The organism is Caballeronia arvi, from assembly GCF_001544695.2.
GTDB classification, from domain to species: domain Bacteria; phylum Pseudomonadota; class Gammaproteobacteria; order Burkholderiales; family Burkholderiaceae; genus Caballeronia; species Caballeronia arvi.
In genome coordinates, this window is the sequence record NZ_FCOM02000014.1 from 59,852 (window position 1) to 85,100 (window position 25,249).

General features: G+C 65.0%; 25 protein-coding genes. 21 read left to right on the forward strand and 4 right to left on the reverse strand.

Features of this window, described 5'->3' with window-relative positions; translation table 11 throughout:
• Nucleotides 1–12 precede the first annotated feature (12 nt).
• From AWB74_RS17980 to AWB74_RS18045, 14 genes are all read left to right on the forward strand, one after another.
• Nucleotides 13–951 carry a cupin domain-containing protein gene (locus tag AWB74_RS17980; RefSeq protein ID WP_061148095.1) on the forward strand — a complete coding sequence of 313 codons (939 nt, stop codon included), beginning with the start codon at nt 13–15 and terminating at the stop codon, nt 949–951.
• Nucleotides 952–975: 24 nt separating this feature from the next.
• The gene (locus tag AWB74_RS17985) at nt 976–2,118 is read left to right on the forward strand and encodes an acyl-CoA dehydrogenase family protein (protein ID WP_061148096.1); all 1,143 of its coding nucleotides are present in this window, start codon (nt 976–978) and stop codon (nt 2,116–2,118) included.
• Between the two features lie 36 nt (nt 2,119–2,154).
• A complete protein-coding gene (locus AWB74_RS17990) occupies nt 2,155–3,654 on the forward strand; it encodes an aldehyde dehydrogenase family protein (protein WP_061148177.1) in 1,500 nt (499 codons plus the stop codon).
• A 29-nt stretch (nt 3,655–3,683) separates the two neighbouring features.
• Complete coding sequence (locus AWB74_RS17995) at nt 3,684–4,550, forward strand: enoyl-CoA hydratase-related protein (protein WP_061148097.1); 867 nt, start codon at nt 3,684–3,686, stop codon at nt 4,548–4,550.
• On the forward strand, nt 4,547–5,710 hold the full coding sequence (locus tag AWB74_RS18000) for a CaiB/BaiF CoA transferase family protein (RefSeq protein ID WP_061148098.1): 1,164 nt from the start codon (nt 4,547–4,549) through the stop codon (nt 5,708–5,710). Before AWB74_RS17995 ends, AWB74_RS18000 begins: the two co-directional genes overlap by 4 nt.
• Entirely contained in the window at nt 5,707–6,966 is a 1,260-nt protein-coding gene (locus AWB74_RS18005) for an NAD(P)/FAD-dependent oxidoreductase (protein ID WP_061148099.1), read from the forward strand. The genes AWB74_RS18000 and AWB74_RS18005 overlap by 4 nt, the downstream gene beginning before the upstream one ends.
• 36 nt (nt 6,967–7,002) lie before the next feature.
• Nucleotides 7,003–7,314 carry a 2Fe-2S iron-sulfur cluster-binding protein gene (locus AWB74_RS18010; RefSeq protein ID WP_061148100.1) on the forward strand — a complete coding sequence of 104 codons (312 nt, stop codon included), beginning with the start codon at nt 7,003–7,005 and terminating at the stop codon, nt 7,312–7,314.
• Nucleotides 7,314–8,210, forward strand: coding sequence for an acyl-CoA thioesterase (locus tag AWB74_RS18015; protein ID WP_061148101.1), 897 nt, complete (start codon nt 7,314–7,316; stop codon nt 8,208–8,210). Before AWB74_RS18010 ends, AWB74_RS18015 begins: the two co-directional genes overlap by 1 nt.
• Nucleotides 8,207–9,874 (forward strand): ATP-dependent acyl-CoA ligase, encoded by a 1,668-nt coding sequence (locus AWB74_RS18020; RefSeq protein WP_235024612.1) that lies wholly within the window; start codon nt 8,207–8,209, stop codon nt 9,872–9,874. The genes AWB74_RS18015 and AWB74_RS18020 overlap by 4 nt, the downstream gene beginning before the upstream one ends.
• A gap of 176 nt (nt 9,875–10,050) precedes the next feature.
• The gene (locus tag AWB74_RS18025; RefSeq protein ID WP_061148102.1) at nt 10,051–10,746 is read left to right on the forward strand and encodes an SDR family NAD(P)-dependent oxidoreductase; all 696 of its coding nucleotides are present in this window, start codon (nt 10,051–10,053) and stop codon (nt 10,744–10,746) included.
• Between the two features lie 87 nt (nt 10,747–10,833).
• Nucleotides 10,834–12,009 carry a cytochrome P450 gene (locus tag AWB74_RS18030; protein ID WP_235024613.1) on the forward strand — a complete coding sequence of 392 codons (1,176 nt, stop codon included), beginning with the start codon at nt 10,834–10,836 and terminating at the stop codon, nt 12,007–12,009.
• Nucleotides 12,010–12,052: 43 nt separating this feature from the next.
• Nucleotides 12,053–12,304 (forward strand): ferredoxin, encoded by a 252-nt coding sequence (locus AWB74_RS18035; RefSeq protein WP_061148104.1) that lies wholly within the window; start codon nt 12,053–12,055, stop codon nt 12,302–12,304.
• Entirely contained in the window at nt 12,301–13,548 is a 1,248-nt protein-coding gene (locus tag AWB74_RS18040; RefSeq protein WP_061148105.1) for an NAD(P)/FAD-dependent oxidoreductase, read from the forward strand. The genes AWB74_RS18035 and AWB74_RS18040 overlap by 4 nt, the downstream gene beginning before the upstream one ends.
• Nucleotides 13,549–13,572: 24 nt before the next feature.
• The gene (locus AWB74_RS18045; RefSeq protein ID WP_061148106.1) at nt 13,573–14,748 is read left to right on the forward strand and encodes a CaiB/BaiF CoA transferase family protein; all 1,176 of its coding nucleotides are present in this window, start codon (nt 13,573–13,575) and stop codon (nt 14,746–14,748) included.
• Between the two features lie 4 nt (nt 14,749–14,752).
• On the opposite strand, the gene AWB74_RS18050 is transcribed toward AWB74_RS18045, so the two are convergent.
• From AWB74_RS18050 to AWB74_RS18060, 3 genes are read right to left on the reverse strand one after another with little or no spacing between them, the layout of a single operon-like run.
• The gene (locus tag AWB74_RS18050) at nt 14,753–15,712 is read right to left on the reverse strand and encodes a LysR substrate-binding domain-containing protein (protein WP_061148107.1); all 960 of its coding nucleotides are present in this window, start codon (nt 15,710–15,712) and stop codon (nt 14,753–14,755) included.
• Nucleotide 15,713: 1 nt separating this feature from the next.
• Nucleotides 15,714–15,920, reverse strand: a complete 207-nt coding sequence (locus tag AWB74_RS18055) for a hypothetical protein (RefSeq protein ID WP_061148108.1) — start codon at nt 15,918–15,920, stop codon at nt 15,714–15,716.
• Nucleotides 15,921–15,939: 19 nt separating this feature from the next.
• Nucleotides 15,940–16,737 (reverse strand): SDR family NAD(P)-dependent oxidoreductase, encoded by a 798-nt coding sequence (locus tag AWB74_RS18060; protein WP_061148109.1) that lies wholly within the window; start codon nt 16,735–16,737, stop codon nt 15,940–15,942.
• A 118-nt stretch (nt 16,738–16,855) separates the two neighbouring features.
• Between AWB74_RS18060 and AWB74_RS18065 the strand changes: the two genes are divergently transcribed.
• The 7 genes from AWB74_RS18065 to AWB74_RS18095 all read left to right on the forward strand — a co-directional run bounded on the left by AWB74_RS18065 (nt 16,856) and on the right by AWB74_RS18095 (nt 24,108).
• Nucleotides 16,856–17,788, forward strand: coding sequence for an AraC family transcriptional regulator (locus AWB74_RS18065; RefSeq protein ID WP_087039078.1), 933 nt, complete (start codon nt 16,856–16,858; stop codon nt 17,786–17,788).
• 162 nt (nt 17,789–17,950) lie between these two features.
• Nucleotides 17,951–18,958, forward strand: a complete 1,008-nt coding sequence (locus AWB74_RS18070; protein ID WP_061148110.1) for a ketopantoate reductase family protein — start codon at nt 17,951–17,953, stop codon at nt 18,956–18,958.
• On the forward strand, nt 18,955–20,103 hold the full coding sequence (locus tag AWB74_RS18075) for a CaiB/BaiF CoA transferase family protein (RefSeq protein ID WP_061148111.1): 1,149 nt from the start codon (nt 18,955–18,957) through the stop codon (nt 20,101–20,103). Before AWB74_RS18070 ends, AWB74_RS18075 begins: the two co-directional genes overlap by 4 nt.
• 19 nt (nt 20,104–20,122) lie before the next feature.
• Entirely contained in the window at nt 20,123–20,614 is a 492-nt protein-coding gene (locus AWB74_RS47335; protein WP_235024614.1) for a hotdog family protein, read from the forward strand.
• Between the two features lie 97 nt (nt 20,615–20,711).
• Nucleotides 20,712–21,929, forward strand: a complete 1,218-nt coding sequence (locus tag AWB74_RS18085) for a porin (RefSeq protein WP_061148112.1) — start codon at nt 20,712–20,714, stop codon at nt 21,927–21,929.
• 44 nt (nt 21,930–21,973) lie between these two features.
• A complete protein-coding gene (locus tag AWB74_RS18090; RefSeq protein ID WP_235024615.1) occupies nt 21,974–23,230 on the forward strand; it encodes a cytochrome P450 in 1,257 nt (418 codons plus the stop codon).
• Between the two features lie 119 nt (nt 23,231–23,349).
• Nucleotides 23,350–24,108, forward strand: coding sequence for a glucose 1-dehydrogenase (locus AWB74_RS18095; RefSeq protein ID WP_061148113.1), 759 nt, complete (start codon nt 23,350–23,352; stop codon nt 24,106–24,108).
• 20 nt (nt 24,109–24,128) lie between these two features.
• Here the strand turns inward: AWB74_RS18095 and AWB74_RS18100 are convergent, their stop codons facing one another.
• Nucleotides 24,129–25,070, reverse strand: a complete 942-nt coding sequence (locus AWB74_RS18100; RefSeq protein WP_061148114.1) for a LysR family transcriptional regulator — start codon at nt 25,068–25,070, stop codon at nt 24,129–24,131.
• Between the last annotated feature and the right edge of the window lie 179 nt (nt 25,071–25,249).

Below are 25,249 nucleotides of genomic sequence, written 5' to 3' on the forward strand. Positions count from 1 at the left end.
CAGGGAACAGCGATGTCGCACACCGTCACAGAGGCGCCCGCCGCGCCTGAAGCCTACTTCGATGACTTGCAGGCCCGCGCGCTGTCGCCGGGCTGGGCCAAGAAAGCGCCGCAGATGTGGCCTGTGCCCCGCCCGCGCTTCGTGCCCGCCGTGTGGCGCTACGCCGATGCGCGCGCCGCGCTCGACGCCGCGTGCGCCTTCGTGTCGCCGGAACAGGCGGAGCGGCGCAATCTGATCATGGTCGATCCCATCGACGGCAACATCTATCCGACCTGCCGCAATCTGGTGGCTGCGTATCAGCTCGTGCTGCCCGGCGAAACCGCGCGCTCGCACCGGCATTCGCCTAACGCGCTGCGCCTGATTCTCGACGCGGGCAAAGAGACCTTCACGATCGTCAACGGCGTGCAGATCGACGTCGCGCCGGGCGATGTGGTGCTCACGCCGTCGTGGCACTGGCACGGCCACAGCAATTTCGGCGACGAGCCCGCTTTCTGGATCGACTTTCTCGATGTGCCGCTCGTGCAGAACCTCGAATGCATGTTCTTCGAGGATCACCCGCAGCGCAACGAACCCGTGACGTCGCGCGAGCCGTATTCGCCGATGCGTCACAAGCGCGCCGATCTGGAGCGCGGCGCGCGCGAGCACGGCGTGTTCGATCTCGACACGGCTTGCCTGAAGACCATCGGCGTGCAGTCGGTCGGCCTGGCGTATGGCGAACCGCACGCACAGCGTGCGCGCATCGACAACAACCTGTACACGGTGCTATCCGGCCAGGTGCGGGTGACGGTCGAGCCGCTCGGCGCGCTCGAACTGACGCGCGGCGACGTGATCGCCATTCCCTGCTGGCATGCATTCACGATCGAGAGCCTGTCCGAACAGGCGCAACTGATTCGCGTCAGCGACGAGCCCGCGATGCGCGCGCTCGGCTTTCGCGACGTGACGCTGCCCTGACGCGGCGCATACGAGGAGAACAAGGTGAAGTTCAGCGAAGAACAGGAGATGCTGCGCGACATGGTGCGCAGAGTCGCGGACGAACGGGTCCGCCCGCTCGTCGCGGAAATGGAAGAGACGCGCGACTTTCCGGAGGCGCTCGTCGAAGTGTTCGGCGATCTCGGCCTCTTGCAGATGTGGGTGCCGGAGGAATACGGCGGCCCGGGCGGCGATCTGACCTCGGTGTGCATCGCGAAGGAGGAGATCGGCCGGGTGTCGCTCGCGGCGTCGACGCTGTGCGCGAACAACTCGATCGGCCTCATTCTGCCGCTGCTGCATTTCGGCACCGACGCGCAGAAGGCGCGCTATCTGCCGGAAGCCGCGAAGGGCCGCACGATTTCGTCGGTGGCGATCACGGAGCCGGAAGCCGGTTCCGATGTCTCCGCGATCCGCACGACGGCCCGCCGCGACGGCGCTTCATATGTGATCGACGGGCAGAAAAGCTGGATCACGTGGGCCGCACAAGCGCACTTCATGCTCGTGTTCGCGCGCACGTCGGAAGGACGCGGGCATGACGGCATCAGCGTGTTTCTCGTCGATACGAAGACGCCCGGCCTCAAGGTCGGCCGCAAGGAAGTGAAGATGGGCCGTCACGGCTCGCCGAGCTACCAGGTGTTCTTCGAGAGCATGCGCGTCGATGCCGATTGCCTGCTCGGCGAGGAAGGCCAGGGCTTCAAGGCATGCATGCGGATTCTCGACCTGAACCGTCCATCGGTTGCGGCGTCGTCGCTCGGACTCGCACAGGCCGCGCTCGACGAATCCGTGCAATACGCGAAGGACCGCCGCCAGTTCGGCAAGCGCATCGGCGACTTTCAGGCGATCCAGTTCAAGCTCGCCGACATGGCGATGAAGATCGAGGCCGCACGCACGCTGCTCTACACGAGCACGCAGGAAATCGATGCGGGCGACACGAGCCGCCTCACGCTGCTTTCGTCGATGGCGAAGTGCTATGTCACCGACGTCGCGATGGAAGCCGCGCTGGAAGCCGTGCAGGTGCACGGCTCGTACGGCTACTCGACCGAATATCCCGTCGAGCGCTTCATGCGCGACGCGAAGCTGAACCAGATTCTCGAAGGCACCAATGAGATTCACCGGCTGATCATCGCGCGGCAGTTGCTCGGCAAGTGACGCGCGACCACGACATTGACCATGAAGGACACAGACATGACGACGAGTTTTCATCCGGCGCTGGGCGAGGCGGCGCGCGACTTTCTTTCGCGTGAACATCGGCTGCTGATCGACGGCCGCATGATCGCCTCCGATGGCGGCAGGCGCACCGATATCCTCGATCCCGCGACCGGCGACGTGATCGCCACGGTCGACGAAGCGACAGCCGGCGACGTCGATCGCGCGGTCGAGGCGGCCCGCCGCGCGTTCGAAGGGCCGTGGCGCAAGGTCACGCCTTCGGAACGCACGCGCATGATGCTGCGCTTCGCCGATCTGATCGAAGCGCACGGCGACGGGCTCGCGCAACTCGAATGTATCAACAGCGGCAAGCCGCTGCCGTTCTGCCGCAACGGCGACGTGGCGGGCATCGCCGAAATGCTGCGCTACATGGCCGGCTGGACGACGAAGATGGGCGGCGAGACGCCGAACGTGTCGCTCGCGGGCGAGTGGCACGCGTACACGATGCGCGAGCCAGTGGGCGTGGTCGGGCAGATCATCCCGTGGAATTTCCCGCTCAACATGGCGATGTGGAAGATCGCGCCCGCGCTCGCGGCGGGTTGCACGGTCGTCATGAAGCCGTCGGAGCAGACGCCGCTGACCGCGCTCAGGCTCGGCGAACTCGCGCTGGAAGCGGGCATTCCGCCGGGCGTGCTGAACATCGTGACGGGCTTCGGCAATCCGGTCGGCGCTGCGATGGCCGCGCATCCGGGCGTCGACAAGGTCGCGTTCACGGGCTCGGGCGAAACGGGGCGGCGCATCCTGCAGGCGGCGAGCGGCAATCTCAAGCGCGTCTCGCTGGAACTGGGCGGCAAGTCGCCCGTGATCGTCTTTCCCGATGCGAACCTGGAAGCCGCCGCGGCGGGCGTGTGCTCGTCGATCTTCTTTCACGCCGGGCAGATCTGCGCGGCGGGCTCGCGGCTCTATGTCCACGAGCGCGCGTTCGAGCCGCTGCTGGAACTCATCGCGAAGCGCGCCAACAACATGAAGATGGGCCACGGCCTCGACGCGGGCACGGACATGGGCCCCGTCATCTCGCGACGCCAGCTCGATCGCGTGGCCGGCTACATCCATAGCGGACAGGAAGAAGGCGCGACGCTGTACGCGGGCGGCGGCACGTCGGGCGAGCGCGGCTTCTTCGTGCAGCCGACCGTGCTGACCGGCGTGAAGCCCGGCATGAAGGTGCATGACGAAGAAATCTTCGGGCCGGTGCTGTGCGCGATGTCCTTCGATGACGACGACCTCGACCGCATCGCCGCGACCGCGAACGCGTCCACCTACGGGCTCGCGGCCAGCATCTGGACGAAGGACATCGGCCGCGCGCACAAGATGGCGCGGCGCATGCAGGCGGGCATCGTCAATGTGAATGCGCTGTCGTCGCCCGACGCGACCTTGCCCTATGGCGGCTACAAGCAATCGGGCTGGGGCCGCGAGCGCGGCTTCGAGGCCATCGAGCTCTACACCGAAGTCAAAGCGGTCGCGATCAACCTGAACAACTGACGCGCGCCATCAAGCACAGGAGAACACGCATGACAGGCAGCATCGACTATGTCGCGAAGGATGGCCGGGCTTACATCACCATCAATCGCCCGGAGAAGAAGAACGCGATGACGAGCGCCATGCTCGATCAGCTCATGGACGGCTACGACCGCGCGGAAGCCGACGACGACGTGCGCGTGGTCGTGCTGCAAGGCGCGGGCGACGACTTCAGCACCGGTCACGATCTGGCGGAGGTCGGCACCGAATACGGCGCAACCACTTACGACGACAAGGGCCGTCCGCGCAAGCCGAGCCAGCGCGCCCGCCTGTTGCACGACAAGCGCTACATCGAACGCTTCGAGCGGATTTTCAAGTTTCTCAAGCCGACGCTGTCGCTGGTGAAGGGCTATTGCCTCGGCGGCGGTTTGTATCTGGCCGAAGCATCGGATCTCGTCATCGCGGCCGATACCGCGAAGATGGGACATCCGGAGCAGAAGCTCGGGCTCTCCGGCGCGGCCTACTTCGCCGCCTGGGAAATGATGACGCTCGGTCCGCGCAAGGCGCGCGAATTACTGCTGATGGCCGACGTCTGGGACGCGCAGACCTGTCTCGCCAACGGCCTCGTCAACAAGGTCGTGCCGCGCGCATCGCTGGAAGACGCGGGCGAGGAATGGGCGGAACGCATCGTGCGGCTGCCGCGCGACGGCATCGTGATGGGCAAGGCCGCCACGAATCTGGCGATGAACGCGCTCGGCATCGACGCGCAATTCTCATACGGTCACGTTCTGCACGCGCTCGCCACCAACGTGCGCTACGAGCCCGACGAATACAACTTCATGAAGCAGCGGCGCGACAAGGGCGTGCGCGCATCGAATCACGAGCGCGAAGCGTTCTACACCGAAAAGGAAAAAGCATGAGGACGGCGCTGCAAGGCCTGAAAGTGCTCGACTTCACGCAGATGATGACGGGCCCGTTCGCGACGATGATGCTGGGCGATTGCGGCGCCGACGTGATCAAGGTCGAGCAGCCGGAAGGCGACCCGTTCCGCCGCTCCGGCGAGACCACGCTTAACGGCGACGGCGCGTTCTTTCTCGGCGTGAACCGCAACAAGCGCGGCATCGTGATCGATCTGAAGACGGAGGAAGGACAGGCCGCCGCGCGCGCGCTCGCGGCCGAAGCCGACGTGCTGGTCGAAAATTTCCGGCCGGGTTTCACGGAGCGCGTGGGCATCGGTTATGAAGCGCTGCGCGAGCTGAATCCGCGCCTCGTCTATTGCTCGATCTCGGGCTTCGACCGCAACGGCCGCGACCGCAACCGGCCGGCGCTCGACATGATCATCCAGGCGATCTCGGGCGTGATGCAGGTCACGGGCACCGAGGAATCCGGGCCGCTCAAGACGGGCTTTCCGTTCTCGGATCTCGTCACGGCGCTGCTCGCGGCGATCGGCATGCTCACCGCGTTGCAGGCGCGCGAACGCACGGGCGAAGGCCAGCGCGTCGATCTGTCGATGCTCGATGCCAGCATCTTCAGTCAGGTGCCGCGCGACGTCTATTTCGACCTGACCGCGAAAACGCCCTCGCGCATGGGCAACCAGCACTGGGACATCGTGCCGAACAACACGTACGCGACCTCCGATGGCCGCGACATCATGATCATCACGATCAACGACAAGTTCTGGCAGGTGCTCTGCGACGCGCTCGACGCGCCGGAACTGAAGACCGATGAACGCTTCGCCACGAAGGCGGCGCGTCTCGCGAATCGCGAGCTCGTCAACGAACGGCTCGCCGCGATCTTCGCGACGCGCGATCTCGACGCATGGGAAGCGCGGCTGTCGGCGGCGGGCGCGATCTACGGCGCGGTGCGCACGTGGCCCGAAGTGTTCAGCGATCCGCATGTCGTCGATAACCTGCTGAAGACGCTGCCGCATCCGAAGGGCGGCGAGTTCAGGATCATCAACAATCCGCTCAACTTCTCCGCGACGCCGACGCGCATAGACCGCTCGCCGCCGATGCTCGGCGAGCACAGCGAGGAAGTGCTGAAACGGGCAGGCGGCGCATGGCCTGCCGTGACGCAATGAGCGACGGCAAGGAGAACATCGTGGAGCGGACCTGCATCATCGTCGGCGCGAGCCATGCGGCTGCGCAACTCGCGCCGAGTCTTCGGCAGGAAGGCTGGGAAGGGCGCATCGTCGTGATCGGCGACGAGCCGCATCTGCCATATCACCGGCCGCCGTTGTCGAAAGCGTATCTGCTCGGCGAAAAGAGCAGCAACGATCTGCTGATCCGCGCCGAAGACGCTTACGGCAAACTCGGCATCGAGTTCTGTCTGGGCGAGCGGGTCGTCGCGATCGATCGCGAGCGCAAGACGGTGACGCTGCGCGATGGCGCATCGCTCGCTTATGACAAGCTCGCGCTGTGCACCGGCACGCGCGTGCGCACCGTTGCGCTTCCCGGCGCGCAGCTCGAAGGCGTGCATTATTTGCGCGGCATAGCGGACATCGACCGCATCAGGCGGCATGTGCAACCGGGCGGGCATGCCGCAATTGTCGGCGGCGGTTACATCGGGCTGGAGACGGCGGCCGTGCTCAGGCGTCTCGGTATGCATGTAACGGTACTCGAAATGGCGCCGCGCGTGCTCGCACGTGTGACCGCGCCGGAGGTGTCGGACTTCTTCGAGCGCGTGCATCGGGAAGAGGGCGTCGATATCCGTACGGGCGTGATCGTCGATCATTTCGAAGGCGGCGAACGCGTCGAGCGGATCATTCTGCGCGATGGCACGGCTTTGCCCGCGAGTCTCGTCGTGATCGGCGTCGGTGTGGCGCCGAACGTCGAGCTGGCGGAAGCGGCGGGACTGGATGTCGATAACGGCATCGTCGTCGATGCCTGCGCGCGGACTTCGGACCCGGACATCGTCGCGGCGGGCGACTGCACGCTGCACCCGTCGCCGTACTACGGGCGCATTCGCCTCGAATCCGTGCCCAACGCGACCGAGCAGGCGAAGGCCGCCGCCGCCGCGCTGTGCGGCAAGGACAAGCCGTATCGCGCGCTGCCGTGGTTCTGGTCCGACCAATACGACATCAAGCTCCAGATTGCGGGTCTCAACGCGGGCTACGACGAAGTCGTCGTGCGCGGCGCGCGCGACGCGGGCCGCAGCTTCAGCGCGTTCTATCTGAAGGGCGGCCGTCTGGTCGCGGCCGATTGTGTCAACCGCGCGCAGGAATTCATGCTCAGCAAGCGGCTGATCGCCGAAGGCGTCGCGGTCGATGCGGCGCGTCTTGCCGATGAAGCGTATCCATTGAAGTCGCTGTTCGAAACCATGCAGCAGTCGGATTGAAGCAGTCCGATTGATTCAGCCAGAGAGAGGTGTGCAATGCCAGTCGTCAAATATGTGCAGGTGAGCGGCGAGATCACGGAAGTCGACGTGCCGCTCGGCAGTTCCGTGATGCAGGGCGCCATCGACAACATGATCGCGGGCATCGTCGCCGAATGCGGCGGCGCGTGCAGTTGCGCGACCTGCGAGGTGCATGTCGACGATGCGTGGATGGGCGCGGTCGGCGAAGCCTGCGATATCGAGCGCGAGATGCTCGAAGGCATCGGCGTGCCGCGCAGCAACAGCCGCCTGAGCTGTCAGATCGAGATCACGCCGGAACTGGATGGCCTCGTCGTCGCGATTCCCGGCTGATGGTGAGTGACCTCCTGGCGATCCTGCGGGTGCGCGAGACGAGTCGTCAAGTGTTCACGGGCGAATCGCTCGTCGATGGCGTGCGCCGCATCTACGGCGGTCAGCTTCTCGCGCAGTCGATCATGGCGATGGGACAGACCGTGCGCGAGTCGCATCGCCTGCATTCGATGCAAGGCTATTTCGTGCACCCCGGCGACGTGACGAAGCGCATCCGCTTCGACGTGCAGCCGGTGCGCGATGGCCGCAGCTTCAGCACACGCCGGGTGACGGTCACGCAGGAGGAGCGTGTGGTGTTCATCGGCGCGGCGTCGTTTCAGGCGGCCGAGGGCGATCACGCGCGTCTGTCGCCGATGCCGGACGTGCCGCCGCCCGAACGGATGCCCGCCGAAGCGGATTTCTTCGCGCGCGAGGCGCATCTGCTGGAACATCGGCGCTCGCATGTGTCGACGATCATGCGGCTCTTCGAGCGCCGCAGCGAGATGTGGCGTCCGTGGCTCGATCCCGGCGCGATGGCGCCCGTCAACGGGCTCTGGTGCCGTTTGCGCGAGCCGTGCGGCGATGATCCGCTGCTGTGTCATGCCGTGCTCGCCTATGCGTGCGACCTCGACCTGATGACCACCGCGATGCGCCCGCGCGGCCACGGCACGATGGACGGCCGCACGCGCTCCGCGAGCCTCGATCACGCGATGTGGTTTCACGCGCCCGCGCGGCCCGATGCGTGGTTCTACTACGACATGAGCGGGCCGAGCGCCACGAACAATCGCGGTCTGGGCATGGGCGCGCTGTATCAGGACGGGCGGCGGATCGGCACGGCGATGCAGGAAGGGCTGATGCGGGTCATCGACGATGAAATTCCGCGTGACCCCGCCGCGCAAACGATGAACCAGCCACAGTGAGCGACACGATGGGTCAGTGGGACGACAAGTTCGAACGCGCCGAACGCAGATGGTCGGAATGGACGATGCACGACTATGCGCAGACCGAGTGCGTGATCGGTCACATCATCGAAGACAAGGCGCGAAGGCATCCGCATCATGAAGTGTTCCGCTTTCAGGACCGGACCGTCAGCTTCGAAGAACTCAATGCGTCGTCGAATCGCGCGGCGAACGGCTTTCGCGCACTCGGCGTTGGACCCGGCGACAAGGTCGCGCTGATGCTCGCGAACCGCGTCGAGTTTCTGCTCGCGTGGTTCGGCCTGAACAAGATCGGCGCGGTGTGCGTGCCGATCAACGTCGCGCTGAAAGGCGAAGGCCTCGCGTATCAGATCGACCATGCGGATTGCGTCGCGCTCGTCGCCGAGCCCGCGTATGCCGAAGCGCTCGGCGCGATCGCGGATCGGCTGCCGAAGCTGCATCACACGATCGTCGTCGATGCAGGCACGACGCCGTCTCTCGCGGGCTGGCCGGGACGCGAAGTGCTGCACTTCGACGAACTGATGTCGCGCGCGGAAACGGCGCCGGGCGTGTCCGTGGACTTCAGGCAGTTATCGACCATCTCCTATACATCCGGCACGACGGGGCGCTCGAAGGGCGTGCTGATCAGCCATCACTACTGGTACGAGATCTGGTCGCAGGCCGCGCGGTATGCGCGCTACACCGATGAAGACGTGCTCTACACCGGCCTGCCGTTCTTTCACACGAGCGCGCACGGCACGACCGGTCCCGCGATCCTCGCCGATGCGCAGGCCGTATTCGTCGAACGCTTCTCGGCGAGCCGCATGCTCGACGATTGCCGCCGATGGAACTGCACGTCGGCGAAGTTCATCGGCGGGATGCTGTCGATTCTGATGAAGCAGGCGCCATCTCCGCTCGATGCCGACAATCCATTGCGCCTGATGGTGGGCGCCGCCGCGCCGCCGCATCTTTGGCATGCGTTCGAGGCGCGTTTCGACACGCGCCTGCTGGAGCTGTACGGCATGACCGAATGCAGCAGTTGTCTCGTCAATCCATACGAGGATCGACGCGCGGGTTCATGCGGCAAGGCGATCACGGGCTACGATGTGCGTGTCGTAGACGATCTGGATAACGAAGTAAATCGCGGACAGACGGGCGAGCTGGTCGTGAGGCCGCAGCGTCCGTTTCTCGGCACGAGCGGCTACTACAAGAACCCCGACGCGACGCTCGAACTGTTTCGCAATCTCTGGATTCATACCGGTGATCTCGCGCGCCAGGACGACGACGGCTACTTCCACTTCGTCGACAGGAAGAAGCAGGCATTGCGGCGGCGCGGCGAGAACATCTCGTCGTTCGAGGTCGAGGCCGTGATCGGCGCGCATCCGGCCGTGCTCGAATCGTGCGTGGTGGGCGTGCCTTCGGACCTGGGCGAAGACGACGTGAAGGCCGTCATCGTGCTGAGGCGCGGCGAGTTGCTCACAGAAACCGATCTCATCCGCTGGTGCGAGCCGCGGCTCGCCTACTTCGCGATTCCACGCTACGTCGCGTTCCGCGACAGCCTGCCGAAGACGCCAAGCGAGCGCGTCGAGAAGTATCGGCTGCGCGCGGAAGGCATCACGGCCGACTGCTGGGATCGCGAGCGCGCGGGCATCGTCGTTCGACGCTGAAGCGTCGGCGTGACGGCGGGGCAACGATAGCAACTATAGGAATTCGGTCTCACGATCTCGTAAAACAGTATTGGACCTGCAACGCCCGGCGCGCGAATCTTGAGCCTGAGCCGCTCGACTCAGAGCGCGCATGAAGATGAACCGGTTCAAGACCATATCGTGAGAAGAGGTGACACATGAGCAGCAGCGTTGCAGTCGTTACGGGCTCGAACGGCCTGACGGGACAAGCCATTTGCAAGAACCTGAGAGAGCGCGGCTATAAGGTCGTCGGGCTCGACGTGGCCGAGTCGGGCAAGGGCGACTATGCCTACCGCAAGTGCGACGTGACCGATATCGCGCAGATTCGCGCGGCCGTCGAAGCCATCGACGAGGAACACGGCACGATCCGCGTGCTGATCAACAACGCGGGTGTCTGGCACGGCAAGACGTTCTTCGATATCTCGCCCACGGATTACGACTTTACCTACGGCGTCAATGCGCGCGCGCCGTTCTTTCTCAGCCAGGAAGTGGCGAAGCGTCTGGTCAAGGCGGGCGGCGGCGGCGTGATCGTGAATCTCGCGTCGATCGTCGCGACGGCGGGCAGCGGCGTGACCGACTACGGCGGCTCGAAGGCGGCCGTCATCAATCTGACGAAGAGTCTCGCGAAGCCGCTCGGGCCGCATGGCATTCGCGTCGCGGCGGTGTCGCCGGGAACCATCAATACCGCGATGGGCGAGAAGGTGCCCAAGGAAATCCGCGACAAGCTCATCGCGGGCTCGGGCCTGCAACGCGCGGCGGAACCGGAAGAAATCGCATCGGCGATCGGCTTTCTCGTCAGCGACGACGCCCGCTACGTGACCGGCGCGACGCTCGACGTCAATGGCGGTCTGTAAGCGGCTCGCCGACATGAACTCAATCATTCAATGGATGTGACGGGAGGCGCTATGTCTGGATGTCCTTTCAGCAAGCCGGCGTTCCCGATGCCACGGCAATGTCCGTTCGTCCCGCCCGCGGAGTACCGCGATTTCCAGCAGCAGCCGGGGGCGGCGAAGGTGCGCATGTGGGACGGCCGCGACGCGTGGCTCTTCACGCGCTACGACGACGTGCGCGCCGTGCTCGGCGACAACCGCTTCAGCGGCGACCCGCACGTGAGCGGCTTTCCGAGCCTGTCGCCGGCGCGCAATGCGGTGCTCGATCTCGAGCCGGCGTTCATCCGCATGGACCCGCCGCAGCACGGCCACTTTCGCCGCATGCTGACCAAGGAATTCATGATCAAGCGCGTGAGCGACATGCGCCCGCGCATCGAGTCGATCTTCAACCGGCTCGTCGATGAGCTGCTGGAAAAAGGCCCGCCCGCGAATCTGGTCGAAGATCTTTTTCTGCCGCTGACGTCGGAAGTGATCGCGGGCCTGCTCGACGTGCCCGCGTGCGATCACGGCTTCTTTCAGGAGCAAAGCCGCCTCAAGGTGCTGCTCGATGTCGACCCGTCGATCCCGAAGGCGGCGTCCGACCGCATTCTGTCGTATCTCGACCGGCTCATCACCGAGCGCGCGAAGGACGCGGAGAATCGCACGGACCTGCTGAGCCGGCTGATCGTCGAGCAGGTGCGGCCGGGGCATCTGTCGCATCGCGAGCTGGTCATCATGGCCGAGCTGCTGTTGATGGCTGGCCACGAAACGACCGCGAACCAGATGGCGCTTGGCGTCTTCAGCTTTCTGACCAACCCGGACCAGTTGCGCCTGCTGCGCGAGACCCCGTCGCTGTTGCGTAATGCGGTCGAGGAAATGCTGCGCTTTCATACCATCGTGCACTACAACGCGTTCCGGGTCGCGACGGAAGACGTGGAAGTGGCGGGACAGATGATCCGCAAGGGCGACGGCGTGATCGCGCTGATTTCCGGCGCGAATCACGACGCGACGGCGTTCGAGCAGCCGGAGCGTTTCGACATCACGCGCAAGGCCGATCATCACGTCGCGTTCAGCTACGGCATTCACCAGTGCCTTGGCCAGCCGCTTGCGCGCGTCGAGTTGCAGGTCGTGTTCGCGACGCTCTTCGAGCGCATGCCGGGCTTGCGTTTCGCCGTGCCGCTCGAAGAGATCAAAGGCAAGGGCGATCATTTCGTGCAGGGTCTCGAAGCCCTGCCCGTCACCTGGTAATCAACCGCAGCGCGCTCATCGTAGCGATGAAGGAGAGCAGGGCATGGCAAACGGAAACTTCAAATTGCACGTCGCAGTCGATCAGGACGTGTGCGTCGGCGCGGGACTGTGTGTGCTGTCGAGCGCCGATGTATTCGATCAGCGCGACGAGGACGGCGTCGTCAAGTTGTTGCAGACGGAACCGGACGAAGCGCTCTACGACAAGGTGCTGGGCGCGGCGCGCAAATGCCCGTCGAAGGCGATCAAGGTCGAGAAGGTGTACGACGACGCGGCGACGCCGGAGCGCGAGCAGTGAACGCGCGGCCCGAATCGATCGTGATCGTCGGCGCGGGGCAGGCCGGGCTGCAGGCCGCGGCTTCCCTGCGCGACGAAGGCTACGATGGCGCGATCCGGCTCATCGGCGACGAAGCGGGTCTGCCGTATCAGAGGCCGCCGCTGTCGAAGAGCTTTATCACGGGCGACGTGACGGCGGACGACCTGAGTCTCGAAGAACCGCACTGGTTCGACGATGCGCGCATCGAGCGGCTGGCGGGCGAGCGCGTCGCTGCGATCGATCGCCGGCGCAGGCGTCTTTCGCTGTCGTCGGGGCGCGTCGTGCCCTACGATCATCTCGTGCTCGCGGCCGGATCGCGCAATCGCGCACTGACGTTCGCGGCGCAGCCGGCGCATGGCATCGTGTCGCTTCGTTCGCTCTCCGATGCGCATCGGCTCAAAACGCAACTCGAAGACGCGCGTCGCGTGGTCGTGATCGGCGGCGGCTTCCTCGGTCTGGAAGTCGCCAGCGTCGCGGCCGCGAAAGGTCGCGACGTGCATGTGGTCGAATCCGTGGACCGCGTGATGAAGCGCGCGATCTCGGCGGAGATGTCGGCGGCGTACGCGGCGCATCACGAGGCCGCGGGCGTCCGCTTTTCATTCGATGCGCGCGTCGAGCGCATCGTCGGCCGCGACGATCGCGTCTGCGCGGTCGAACTGGCCGACGGCACGCGGCTCGACGCCGATCTCGTGCTAGTGGCCGCGGGCGTGGTGCCGAACAGCGAGCTTGCGGTTGCGTGCGGGCTGTCGGTGTACAACGGCATCATCGTCGACGCGCGTCTGCGCACATCGGATGCGGCGATCTCGGCCATCGGCGATTGCGCGGCTTTTCCGTACGCGTTCGACGGCGGCGATCTGCTGCGCCTCGAATCCGTGCAGAACGCGGTCGATCAGGCGCGCCATGTGGCCCGCGCGCTGCTCGGCGATTCGACGCCTTACGATCAAACGCCGGTCTTCTGGAGCGATCAGGGCGGCGCGCGGCTGCAGATCGCGGGCGTCGCGCGCAGGCTCGATAGCAGCGTCGTGCGCGGCGACCCCGCATCCGGCGCGTTCTCGGTGTTCCGCTACCGGCATCATCGGCTGACGGGCGTCGAATCGTGCAACCGGCCAGCCGAACACATGGCCGCGCGGCGACTCTTGCAACGGCGCATCAGTCCGACGCGCGAGCAGGCCGCCGATCCCTCGTTCGACCTGAAGCTGCTGCTGACGCTCGACGAAACGGTCTGAGCGCTGGCGCGGAGAAACACACTCATGGCTGCATCGCCCATTCTCGACGGCATCCGCATTCTCGACATGACGTCGGTGATCTTCGGCCCGTATTGCACGGCGACGCTCGCCGAAATGGGCGCGGACGTCATCAAGATCGAACCACTCGCGGGCGACGAGATCAGGCGCGTCGGGCGGCCCGCGAAAACGCGCGGCATGGGGCCGGCGCACATGACGCTCAATCGCGGCAAGCGGTCCGTCGTGTGGGACCTGAAGACGCCGCGCGGCAAGGCTTCGCTCTTGCGTCTGCTGGCCCGCTGCGACGTGTTCATCCACAACCTGCGCCGCGACGCGATCGAGCGGCTGGGCCTCGGCTACGACGCGATCCGCGCGCTGCATCCGCGCCTCGTGCATGTGCACTGCACGGGTTTCGGCGAAGGCGGGGCGTATGCGGGCCGGCCCGCTTACGACGACATCATCCAGGCTGCATCGGGGGCGGCGAGTCTTCTGCCGCGCGCCGACGGCAACCCTGCGCCGCGCTATCTGCCGATGGCGATGGCCGACAAGGTCGCCGGCCTGCACGCGACCTATGCCGTGCTCGGCGCGTTGCTGCATCGGGAGCGGACGGGCCAAGGTCAGGCCGTCGAAGTGCCGATGTTCGAGTGCTTCACGCATTTCCTGTTGCAGGAGCATCTCTATGGCCGCGCGCTGATCCCGCCGACCGATCCGGCGGGCTATCCGCGCCAACTCGATCCGCTGCGCCAGCCGCTCAGGTGTCTCGACGGCTACATCGCGGTCGCGCCTTATACGGACGAACGCTGGGTGCGTTTCTTCGACGTGACGGGGCACGCGGACTTTCTCGCGCGCGAACGGCTCTGCACGGCGCGCGAGCGCTTTCACGCGCTCGACCGGATGCACGCGGAAATGGCGCGCATCGTGGCGGACAGGCCTTTGCGTTACTGGCTCACGCTGTTCGCCGAATGCGATATTCCTGCATCGGAGGTCCGCGATCTCGACGGCGTGCTCGCCGATCCTCATCTGGCGTCGGTAGGCTTTTTCGAGCGCAGGACGCATCCGTCGGAAGGGGATTACTTGCAGATGCGCGCGCCGGTGCGCTTTCACGGCGCGCGCGCAGCCGAGGTGAGCGCGGCGCCGCGTCTTGGCGAGCACAGCGAAGAGATCGACGACTGGCTGCGGGAAGCATGCAACGAGCCGCGATGAGCGCTCAGGCGGCCGCGGCTTCGACCAGACGCGGCGTGGAAGTATCGATGAAATATTCCGGATGACGCGCGATCAGTTGCGCCGCGTTCGTGCGCGCGGCTTCGCGCCACGCGTTGAGCAGCGGCGGCACGCGGTCCTTGTGCCAGGCGAGCGACAGCGAGACGCCCGCGGTATCGACGGCGAGCGGCCGGTAGGCGACGCCGTGCGGCTGCATGAGCTGCATGACGGCCGGCACGACGGCGACGCCCACGCCCGCCGCGACGAGACAGGCGGACGTATGCATGTCGTGGGCCTCTTTCGCGACGTTGGGCTTGAGGTTCGCGTCCTCGAAGATGTCCAGGATCTTGTCGCCATAGCCGCGCTCCGTCGCCGTGCCGCGCGCCACTGCAATGAGCGGCCACGTCGCGAGATCGTGCAGATCGACCGGGCCCGGCACGTCGTATTCGCTTCCGGCGGGCACGGCGACCACGAGCAGCTCGCGATACAGCAGCTCGGTGACGATGCTGTGATCGAAGACATGTCCGCGCACGACCCCGACTTCGATCAGGCCTTCCTTGAGGCCCGCGATCTGCTGGGAGATGGTCATTTCCTGCAGGCTCACATCCGAATTCGGCGCGAGCGTGTTGAAGAGTCGCAGCGTGTTCGGCAGGAAGCAGTAGATCGCCGTGTAGATCGAGCCGACGATCAGATGCGCGCGCGCCCCGCGTCCCGATGCGCGCACCGCCGCGATCGCCGCCGTCGCCGTGTTGAGCACCCGCTGCGCATGCTCGACGAGAATGTCGCCTGCCGGCGTGAGCAGCACCTTGCGCTTTTCCCGCGTGAAGAGCGGCGTGCCCAGTTCGTCTTCCAGCGCGATGATCTGCGCGCTCAACGCGGGCTGCGCGATGTTCACGCGTTCCGACGCGCGCGTGAAATTCAGCTCGGCGGCGACGGCGAGAAAGTACTGGAGTTGGCGCATGTTCATGTCAGCGTTCCTTCCTTGCTGTTCGCGTGAAACCGATCGTGTCGACCGGCCCACGCAGGTTCGATTCCGGCTCGCCGACATAAGCGGCAACAAGGCGCTCGTCGGCCATCTGACGGATCGGGTCGCTCATATACAGCGCGAGAGACAGCGTGCGGGCCAGGCGGCATGCCAGAACCGACTTCGCGCCGCGCAGGTCCGTGGCTCGCATCGCGTCACCGTGCCCGCGTTCAGTGGACGCCGCGCCACGCGAGCGTGCCGGCGTCGATGCTGAAGGTGCTGCCCGTCGAGAACGAGGCTTCGTCGGAGGCGAGAAAACACACCAGCTTCGCGACTTCCTCGGGTTGCCCCAGACGCTCGAGCAGATGCGTGCCCCACAGGCGCGCGCGGGCCTTCTCGCGGTCTTGCGCGTGCTCGACGCTATGCGACAGCATCGGCGTGTCGATGGCGCCCGGCGCGTAGGCGTTGCAGCGGATGCCCGCATCGGCGAGATCGAGTGCGATGGCCTTGGTCAGCATGACGCCGCCGCCCTTGCTCGCCGCATACGCGGGCAAACCCGGATACGCGACGCTGCTCGCGACCGATGCGCCGTTGACGATGGCGGGACTCTTCGTGGAGCGCCGCAGCCAGGGCGCCGCGAATTTGCTCGCGAGCCACATCGCCTTGAGATTGACGTTCATGACCGTGTCCCAGACGGCTTCGGGCAGGTCTTCGATGGTCGGCGAGCGGCCGGTCAGGCCGTCGTCGGTGACGCCCGCGTTGTTGACGAGCACGTCGATGCCGCCCGCGAGGCGCGCGGTCTCGTCGATCATGTGGCGGATCGATTCCGTGTTGGACAGGTCCGTGCGGATGAAGATGCTTTTCGCACCCGCCCGCTCGACTTCGTGAGCGGCCGTCGCGCCGCGGTCTTCCTGCACGTCGGCGAGGGTGACCCATGCCGCGCCCTGGCGGGCTGCCTCGATCGCGATCGCGCGGCCCATGCCCTGCGCCGCGCCCGTGACCACGACGATGCGGTCCTTGAGCTTCATTGCGTGTCTCCTTCTTGTTTTCTCCGATGAATGCACCGGTCGTTGCAGTACAAGTTAAGGCAACACATTGAGTTAATCTATAAGAGCCCGTCTCTTAAAATTTATCGATCGTCTCATTATGGACATCCTCACCGACATCATCCGGCTCATGCGGCCGCAGGCGATCAGTTGGAGAACGGTCGAGGCGCACGGTCGATGGGGCATGAGCGTGCCGTCGCGCGACATGCCCGTGTTCTGTCTCGTCGTCACCGGGCAATGCTGGTACGTGCCGCGTCAGGGCGAGCCGCTCCTGATGCGCCAGGGCGACTACCTGCTCATGCGCACGACGGCCCGCTACTGCCTCGTCAGCGATCTCGATACGAGCGCTACGCTGCACGCGCTGGAAGAGGGCATCGCGAGCCACGATTACGTGCGATGGGACGAGGGCGCGGGCGGCGACATGGTGCGTCTCGTCGGCGGGTACTTCGAGATCGTCCCGGAGCACACCGCGCTGTTCTCGGGCATGCTGCCGGACTTTCTGTACATCCGTGCGTCGGACGAGGAAGCCGGGCGGCTATCGCGCCTGATCGCGCTGATCGGCGAGGAGTCCGGCTGCGATCTGCCGGGACGCGATCTGGTGATGAGCCGGCTCGTCGAAATCATGCTGGTCGAAGTGTGGCGGCGTCCGCTGACGAGGATCGATGCGCGCGAGGCGGGCTGGTTCAGCGGCATGGCCGATCCGCACATTCACCTCGCGCTCCAGAAAATGCACGCTGACGTGGCGCGTCACTGGACCGTCGAGCTGCTCGCGAAGGACGTCGGCATGTCGCGCGCCGCGTTCGCGCGGCGCTTCGCCGAGCGTGTCGGCGTCGCGCCCGCCACGTATCTGTCGAACTGGCGCATCGCGCTCGCGAAGGACGCGCTCATCAACAGCGAACGGTCGATGATCGATATCGCGCTGTCCATCGGCTACTACTCGGACAGCGCGTTCAGCACGGCATTCAGCCGCGCCACGGGCGTCGCGCCCGCCGCCTTCAGACGCGCGCGACGAAGCGAGCAGCCCGCGCGATAACCGTCTTTCCCAGCTATACGCCGATCTGCTTGAATCATCGTTTTTTAGTATTTCCCCTCTTGCTGGCGCGGCCCGTATCTTGTGGTCATCGCAGGCGCTGGCGCTCGCTCTTCTCTGAAGCGATGCTCCGCGCGGCCAATCGGATTCGCAAGAGAGCGCACTATGCTGAAGGTATGCATTTTCGGGGGCGGGGCAATCGGCGGCTATCTGGCGGCGCATCTGGCGCGCGCCGGGCGCTGCGAGGTGAGCGTCGTCGCGCGGGGCAAGACGCTCGACGCCATCCGCGAACACGGGCTTCGCGTGACAACCGCGAGGGAAGCGTTCACGGTGCCCGTGCGCGCCACCTCCGACACACGCGAGCTCGGCGCACAGGACTATGTGTTCATCACGCTCAAGGCGCATCAGGTCGATGCGGCGCTCGAACAGATCGCGCCGCTGATCGGCCCGCATACCACGGTGCTGCCGCCGACCACCGGCATTCCCTACTACTTCTTTCACGCGTTCCCCGGCCGTTTCGATGGCAGCCAACTGCCCGCGCTCGATCGTGACGGACGCCAGTGGCGCGCCATCGCGCCGAAGCAGGTATTGGGCTGCGTCTACTGGATCGGCGCGCATGCGAGCGCGCCGGGCGTCATCGTGCAGGACGGCGCGAAGGCCGGCTGTCCCGTCGGCGAGCTCGACGGCAGCGACTCTCCCCGCGTGCGCGCATTGAGCGAGTTGCTGTGCGCGAGCGGCATCGACGCGAAGGTGAACAAGGACATTCGCGCCGCGATCTGGGTCAAGTTCGTCAACAGTCTCGCGTTCAATCCCGTCGCGCTGCTCACGCAGGGCACGTTGGGCGAGATGGCCGAGGCGGGCGGCGTGCTGCCCGTCGTCAGGGCGATGATGTCCGAAGCCGATGGCATCGCAGCTCAACTGGGACTCACGATCGGACCGGCGCCGGACAAGCGCATAGCGCTGACGGTCGGTGCGTCGCATCACAAGATGTCGATGCTGCAGGATCTCGAAGCCAGACGTCCGCTCGAACTCGAACCGCTGAGCCGCTCGATTCGCGCGCTGCGCGATCTCACGGATGTGGCCACACCCGTTCTCGACATGGTGCTCGCGATGGCGCAACTGCGCGCCGTCACGGCGGCGCATGCAATCAAAACACAGGAGCAACACGCATGACACACGCATCCACGATGGCCGCGACGCCCGACGACAATGCCTTCAGACGCCCGCTCGCCGGCGTGAAGATCGTCGAAGCGTGCAGCTATATCTCGGGCCCGTTCTGCGCGCAGATGCTGTCCGATCTCGGCGCCGACGTCATCAAGGTCGAGCCGCCTGCGGGCGATCCGTATCGCAATTTCGGCCACGGCTGGAAGGGCGTGGGCACGGTCTGGACCAATGCGAATCGCGGCAAGCGCAGCGTCACGCTCGATCTCAAGTCCGCCGACGACCTCGCGAAGTTCAAGGCGCTGCTGCGTGAGGCGGATCTTTATATCGAGAACTGGCGTCCGCATGTGTCGGCGTCGCTCGGCCTGAGCTTCGAGGCCATGAGCGAGCTGAACCCGCGCATCGTCCAGCTTTCGATCACGGGTTATGGCCCGGACGGCGATCTCGCCGCGGAGCCCGCCTTCGACGCGCTGATCCAGGGCCGTACCGGCCTGCTGAGCTACGAGGCGGCGGGCGGCACGCCGCGCGCGACGAATACCTTCGTGGCGGACAAGGTGGCCGCGATCTTCGCCGCGCAGATGGCGCTCTCCGGATTGATCGCGCGGGACCGCGCGCAGAAAGCGATTCATCTGGAGACGTCGATGCTCGACATGCTCTCCTACTACAACTTCCCCGACATGTTCCATAACCGCGCGTTCATCGACGATGCATCGTCCGAGACGCTCGCGCCGCAGCCCGTGCTCGCGACGAGCGACGGCTATCTGGTGGTGTCGCCGGTGTCGGGCAAGCAGTTGAGCCGCACGCTCGATGCCGTCGGGCATCCCGAATGGAAAGACGAGCTGAAGAAGATCACCAGCAAGCGCGACATGACGCATGCGTTCTTCGAGCGCATCGCAGCGCCGCTCAGGCAGAAGACGACGGCGCACTGGCTCGCGCGCTTTCGCGAACTCGATGTGCCCGCCGGTCCCGTCAATGCGCCCGACGCGCATCTGAACGACCCGCAAGTGCGGCACAACGAGCTTTATTCGCAGCTCGATACGCCTTCCGGCGCCGTCCGGGCGATACGCTATCCGGCGCGCTTCAACGGGCATCTGCTCAAACCCCATCATGCGGCGCCTGCGCTCGGCGAAGGCAATGCCGAACTGCTCGGGTCATGAAACGGATACGGAGAGACCAGTGCCCATCATCCTGAGCGGCGTGGACGGCATCCGTGCCTGTCTGGGTTTTCATCTGGGTCACAGCGACTGGATCGAGATCGATCAGGCCACGATCGAGCGCTTCGAATCGCTGACCGATGATCGCGCGGCGGGCGATAGCGGCGCAGCGGATCAGGCGTTCGTGCCATGCAGCGTCATGCTCGCCATGCTGATTCCGCTGCTGCAGCAGATCTACATGCTGGAAGACACGCTGAACGTGACGCTTCACGGTATCGAGCAACTGCAATTCGTCAAGCCGGTTCCCACCGGTTCGGGATTGCGTGTCGGCGCGACCGTGAAGGCCGTTCAACCGGCGGGCGACCATTGGCAACTGAATTTCGAATGCGCGATGGAGTGCGATGTTCTGGCCGGTCCGGTGATGCGCGCGAGCGTGCTGTACCGGTTTCGTCCGGCCAGCGTGGCCGGCATGCCGCATCTGTCCTTGTGCACGCGTGATCTGAGCTGTCGCTGAGCAGGGCAAAGGAGATGAATCCGCTGGATCGAATCACGAATTTCTAATGTAGTACAACCAATCAAAAGTCTCGAAGATATGAGACATGGAGACAGCAATGAAATATTGGAGATGGCCGGCCGCCGCCGCGGTGTTGTTTGTGTCGGCGCAGGCTTCGGCGCAATGCAACGTGTTGATCTACGGCATCATCGATTACGGTCTGAACTTCGCCAACAATGCGCAAACCGCCACGCCCGGCGGACGCACGGGCAGCCCTCAGTACGCGATGAGCAGCAGCATCATGCAGGGCAACCGGCTGGGATTTCGCGGCACCGAAGATCTCGGCGGCGGCTATCAGGCGATCTTCGTGCTGGAGAACGGCTTCGATATCGGCACGGGCTCGCTTGCACAGGGCGGCAACCTGTTCGGCCGACAGGCGTATGTCGGACTCGCTTCGCCGTATGGCACGGTGACGATCGGCCGACAGTACGATTCGGCAGTCGATTACATCGGGCCGATCACCGGTGCGGTCGGCAACGGCACCTACGCGCTGCACGGCAACGACATCAATAACTTCGGCAATACCTATCGCGTGAACAACGCGGTCAAGTTCACCAGCAACACGTATGGCGGATTCAAGTTCGGCGGACTGTATAGCTTCGGTGGCGTCGCGGGCTCGTTCGGCACGAACAGCATCTATTCCGCTGGCGGATCGTATTCGAACGGCCCTTTCACCGCGGCGGTGGCGTATTTGCGGGCCCGCGATCCGAACCGCTCGTTCTTTGGCAACAACCCGAACAGTTCGGCCACCGCCAATAACCTCGGCGCAACGAGCGGCGTTCAGACCAACCCTGTGTATGGCGCTTTTGCATCGGCGGGCTATTACCAGGTCATGGGCGCAGCGTTTCAATACGCGGTGCAGAGCGTCATCGTCGGATTCGATTATTCGCACATCACGTTCGGCGATCTGAATTCGCCATCGTCGGGCAATCTCGCGTTGACCAATCCGAAAGGCTATACCGGCAATGCCGTCTTCAACAGCTATAACGTGTTCGCGCGTTATGCGATCACGCCGTTTCTCTGGCTGAATGGCTCGTATGACTATCTCGTGGGCGGCGCGGTCAATGGCAAGGACAGCGCGAAGTACCACATGTTCAATGCGTCGGTCGATTACTTCCTCTCCAAACGCACCGACGTCTACTTCATGGCGAACTATCAGATTGCGTCCGGCGTGGATTCGACCGGGCAATCGGCGGTGGCGTCTTATCTGACGATCACGCCATCCAATACGCCGCATCAGGTCGTGCTGCGCGTCGGCATGAGACATCGATTCTAGAGCGCGATCGCACGAGCGCTTTTCCATCACACTGCGAGGAAGACATGAATACGCATGAGACGAGGACGCATGAGACGACGCTCACATGCCCGTTCGCCACGGAGCGCTTTCCGTGGCCGCGAGACGGCGCCGCACCGCTGGTTCCGCCGCGACAGTACGCTTTGCTGCGCGAGCAGGCGCCTGTCGTTCAGGTGAGCCTGTGGGACGGCAGTCTCGCGTGGCTCGTGACCGACATGGAGCACTTCCGCGAAGTGATGACGAGCCCGCACTTCAGCGCGTCGCCGCTGACGCCTGGATTTCCGTTCGTCTCGCCGTCGCGGGCGGCGCAGTCGAAGTCGTATCAGACCTTCATCACGATGGACCCGCCCGAGCATGGCCAGTATCGCCGCACGCTGACGAAGGAGTTCATGGCCAAGCGCATGCAGGAGTTGCGCCCGCTGGTTCAGCGTTCACTCGATCAGCTTCTCGACGACATGGAGCGTCACGGCGCGCCCGCCGATTTCATCGAGGCGGTCGCGTTGCCGCTGCCGTCGCTCGTCATTTCGATCATGCTCGGCGTGCCTTACGAGGATCACGACAAGCTGCAGAAATGGAGCGGCAACCGGATGGATCTGTCGATTTCGCCCGAAGCGCTGACGGAGTCGGCGCAACACATGAATCGATACATCGATGCGCTGTTGCTGGAGAAGGAGCGCGATCCGCGCGATGGCAGCGATCTGTTGAGCCGGATGGCGATCGAGTGGATCAATCCCGGCAAGGTGTCGCATGCGGACGCCGTGCAGATGGCGACCTTGCTTTATCTCGCCGGCCACGAAACGACTGCGAATCAGATCGGCCTCGGGCTGCTGAGCTTCTTTCAGCATCCCGGGCAACGCGCGGCGATGATGGCGGACGGGTCGCTCGTCAAGCGAGCCGTGGAAGAGATGCTGCGTTTTCATTCCATCACGCACATGAACTCGAATCGGGTCGCGACAGAAGACGTCGTGATCGGCGGGCAACTGATTCGAAAGGGCGAAGGCGTGCTGGCATTGCTGCATGGCGCGAATCACGACCCGCTTGCATTCCCCGATCCGGAGCGCTTCGATATTCATCGCGACAACAAGGATCAATCGCACGTCGCGTTTTCCTTCGGCATTCATCAATGCCTCGGTCAGCCGCTCGCGCGGCTCGAACTGCAGGTCGTGTTCGAGACGATCTTCAAACGCTTCCCGAATCTGCAGCTCGCCGTGCCTGAAGAGGCGCTGCAATACAAGGACAAGTCGTTCGTCTACGGGCTGAAAGCGTTGCCCGTCCGCTGGTAGAGCGAGGTCATGATGACGAGGCATTCATTCATGGAGAGCTTGCGGGCAACGTTCGACGAGCTGATCGCACTGTTCGCCAGCCTTGCGATAGCGGCATAGCCAACCAGGGGAGACAGCGCATGAATCGGGAAGGAGTTGGAAAGGTCGCGCTGGTGACCGGCGGCGCGTCGGGCATCGGACGGGACACGGCGTTCGCGTTCGCCCGCGACGGTGCGGCCGTCGTCGTGGCGGACGCCGATGTGGCGGGCGGCGCGGAGACGGTCAGGCTCATCGAGACGCGGTATGACGCGCAGGCGCTGTTCATCGAAGTCGATGTGACGGACGCCGCGTCCGTAGAGGCGATGGTGCGATCGACGGTCGAGCGCTTCGGCGCGCTCGACATGGCGTTCAACAACGCGGGCGTGCCGGATCGCGCTGCGAGCCTGCACGTTTCCACTCAGGAAAACTGGGATCGCGTGATGGCCGTGAATCTGGAAGGCGTATGGCATTGCATGAAGGCGGAACTGGATCACATGCTGACCGCGGGGAAGGGTGCGATCGTCAACAACGCATCGCGTTCCGGGCTCGTCGGCGTGCCTTCCGACGGCGTGTATGGCGCGGCCAAGCACGGCGTCGTGGGGCTAACGAAGGCAGCGGCGATCGAGTTCGCGGCGCGGGGCATCCGAGTGAACGCCGTGTGTCCGGGGCTCGTGGAAACGGCGCTCACGCGCGCGCGTTTCGGCGACGAACTGAGCGCACGCGCGAAGCTGGCGAATCCGCTCGGGCGGATGGCGCAACCGGAGGAAATAGCGAACGCCGTGGTGTGGCTGTGCTCGGATGCGGCGTCTTTCGTGGTCGGCGTGGCGTTGCCCGTCGACGGCGGCGCTACCGCGCGTTGACGCGTCGCGCGCCGCGCACCCTAACCGAGCTGCTCGTCCCGCTTCTGCTTGCATAGCTCGATGAATCTCTGTACCGGGGCGGTCGCCGTAGCCCCGCGACGCGTTGCGATTCCATAGGGCGCACCGCGTCGCTCTATGCGAATCGGCAGCACCGCCATCATTCCGTGCGCCTGAAAGTACTGGGCAACTTTCAACGGCATCAGTGCGACCGTCCCCGCGCTTGCTCGCAGCAACGACAGCGTGGCGAACGTCGAAGACGTCTCGATCGCGTATCGCGGGAAGGGAAGCTCGGCGTCGTCGAAGAGTTGTTCGAGCAGGGAGCGCATCGGCAGGGCGGCCTGCGGCACGATCCACGGGTTGTCGGCCAGTTCCGCAAGCGACAGGCGCTGCACGCTTGCCAGCGGATCGGCGCCGTCCACCACCAGACACACTTCCTCCACCTCGAGCGGAATGAAATCGTAAGCTTCCGGATGGACGCTGATGCTCGGCCGCCCGATCACGAGATCCAGCAGCCGCTGATCGAGCATCGATAGCAGGCGCGCGCTGTTGTCCTCCCATACCTCGACGGACACGTCCGGCTGAACTTCCCGCAAAGTGCGCAGGATTGGCGCGAGCCATTCGGGCATCGAGCCCATCACGGCGCCGATGGCGAGCATGCCGCCACCGCCGCGCATGATGGCCGCAAGCTCGTCGCGCAGCGCGCCGATCTCGGAACGCACGGCGCGCGCATGCCGGATGACACAGCGTCCGAGCTCGTTCGGCACGATACCGCGCGGCGAACGGGCGAAAAGCTCCGTGCCGAACATCGCCTCGATTTCGCGCAGCGACTTGGTCGTCGCGGGCTGCGAGAGCGACACCTGCTGCGCCGCTTTTCGCAGCGAGCCGTGGTCGTCCAGCGCTATCAGAAGCGCGACGTGATTGCCGCGCAGTCGTCGCAATATCGCATCGATACTGGTTATCACCGATATAACTCCAGCGTCTCACCTGATCGGAAGGTTTCATTATCTGGCCGCGTCGATGCCTCTTTACACTGGCTCGGTCGATGTTCGTCACGGCCCGGCGCCTAGCGGCGCGGCTCGATCATGCCGGAACACACGCGGCGTGAGCAAGCGAACGAGAAATCTACGCATCCACAGGGAGA

What these genes read in the sequence shown, in the direction of transcription:
- AWB74_RS18085 (WP_061148112.1), top strand. Translation starts at nt 20,712, where the DNA reads ATGAAATATTGGAGATGGCCGGCCGCCGCCGCGGTGTTGTTTGTGTCG.
- AWB74_RS18000 (WP_061148098.1), top strand. Translation starts at nt 4,547, where the DNA reads ATGAGGACGGCGCTGCAAGGCCTGAAAGTGCTCGACTTCACGCAGATG.
- AWB74_RS17995 (WP_061148097.1), top strand. Translation starts at nt 3,684, where the DNA reads ATGACAGGCAGCATCGACTATGTCGCGAAGGATGGCCGGGCTTACATC.
- AWB74_RS18090 (WP_235024615.1), top strand. Translation starts at nt 21,974, where the DNA reads ATGAATACGCATGAGACGAGGACGCATGAGACGACGCTCACATGCCCG.
- AWB74_RS18035 (WP_061148104.1), top strand. Translation starts at nt 12,053, where the DNA reads ATGGCAAACGGAAACTTCAAATTGCACGTCGCAGTCGATCAGGACGTG.
- AWB74_RS18095 (WP_061148113.1), top strand. Translation starts at nt 23,350, where the DNA reads ATGAATCGGGAAGGAGTTGGAAAGGTCGCGCTGGTGACCGGCGGCGCG.
- AWB74_RS18045 (WP_061148106.1), top strand. Translation starts at nt 13,573, where the DNA reads ATGGCTGCATCGCCCATTCTCGACGGCATCCGCATTCTCGACATGACG.
- AWB74_RS18075 (WP_061148111.1), top strand. Translation starts at nt 18,955, where the DNA reads ATGACACACGCATCCACGATGGCCGCGACGCCCGACGACAATGCCTTC.
- AWB74_RS18065 (WP_087039078.1), top strand. Translation starts at nt 16,856, where the DNA reads ATGGACATCCTCACCGACATCATCCGGCTCATGCGGCCGCAGGCGATC.
- AWB74_RS18015 (WP_061148101.1), top strand. Translation starts at nt 7,314, where the DNA reads ATGGTGAGTGACCTCCTGGCGATCCTGCGGGTGCGCGAGACGAGTCGT.
- AWB74_RS18010 (WP_061148100.1), top strand. Translation starts at nt 7,003, where the DNA reads ATGCCAGTCGTCAAATATGTGCAGGTGAGCGGCGAGATCACGGAAGTC.
- AWB74_RS18025 (WP_061148102.1), top strand. Translation starts at nt 10,051, where the DNA reads ATGAGCAGCAGCGTTGCAGTCGTTACGGGCTCGAACGGCCTGACGGGA.
- AWB74_RS17990 (WP_061148177.1), top strand. Translation starts at nt 2,155, where the DNA reads ATGACGACGAGTTTTCATCCGGCGCTGGGCGAGGCGGCGCGCGACTTT.
- AWB74_RS18050 (WP_061148107.1), bottom strand. Translation starts at nt 15,712, where the DNA reads ATGAACATGCGCCAACTCCAGTACTTTCTCGCCGTCGCCGCCGAGCTG.
- AWB74_RS18070 (WP_061148110.1), top strand. Translation starts at nt 17,951, where the DNA reads ATGCTGAAGGTATGCATTTTCGGGGGCGGGGCAATCGGCGGCTATCTG.
- AWB74_RS18030 (WP_235024613.1), top strand. Translation starts at nt 10,834, where the DNA reads ATGCCACGGCAATGTCCGTTCGTCCCGCCCGCGGAGTACCGCGATTTC.
- AWB74_RS18060 (WP_061148109.1), bottom strand. Translation starts at nt 16,737, where the DNA reads ATGAAGCTCAAGGACCGCATCGTCGTGGTCACGGGCGCGGCGCAGGGC.
- AWB74_RS18055 (WP_061148108.1), bottom strand. Translation starts at nt 15,920, where the DNA reads ATGCGAGCCACGGACCTGCGCGGCGCGAAGTCGGTTCTGGCATGCCGC.
- AWB74_RS17980 (WP_061148095.1), top strand. Translation starts at nt 13, where the DNA reads ATGTCGCACACCGTCACAGAGGCGCCCGCCGCGCCTGAAGCCTACTTC.
- AWB74_RS18005 (WP_061148099.1), top strand. Translation starts at nt 5,707, where the DNA reads ATGAGCGACGGCAAGGAGAACATCGTGGAGCGGACCTGCATCATCGTC.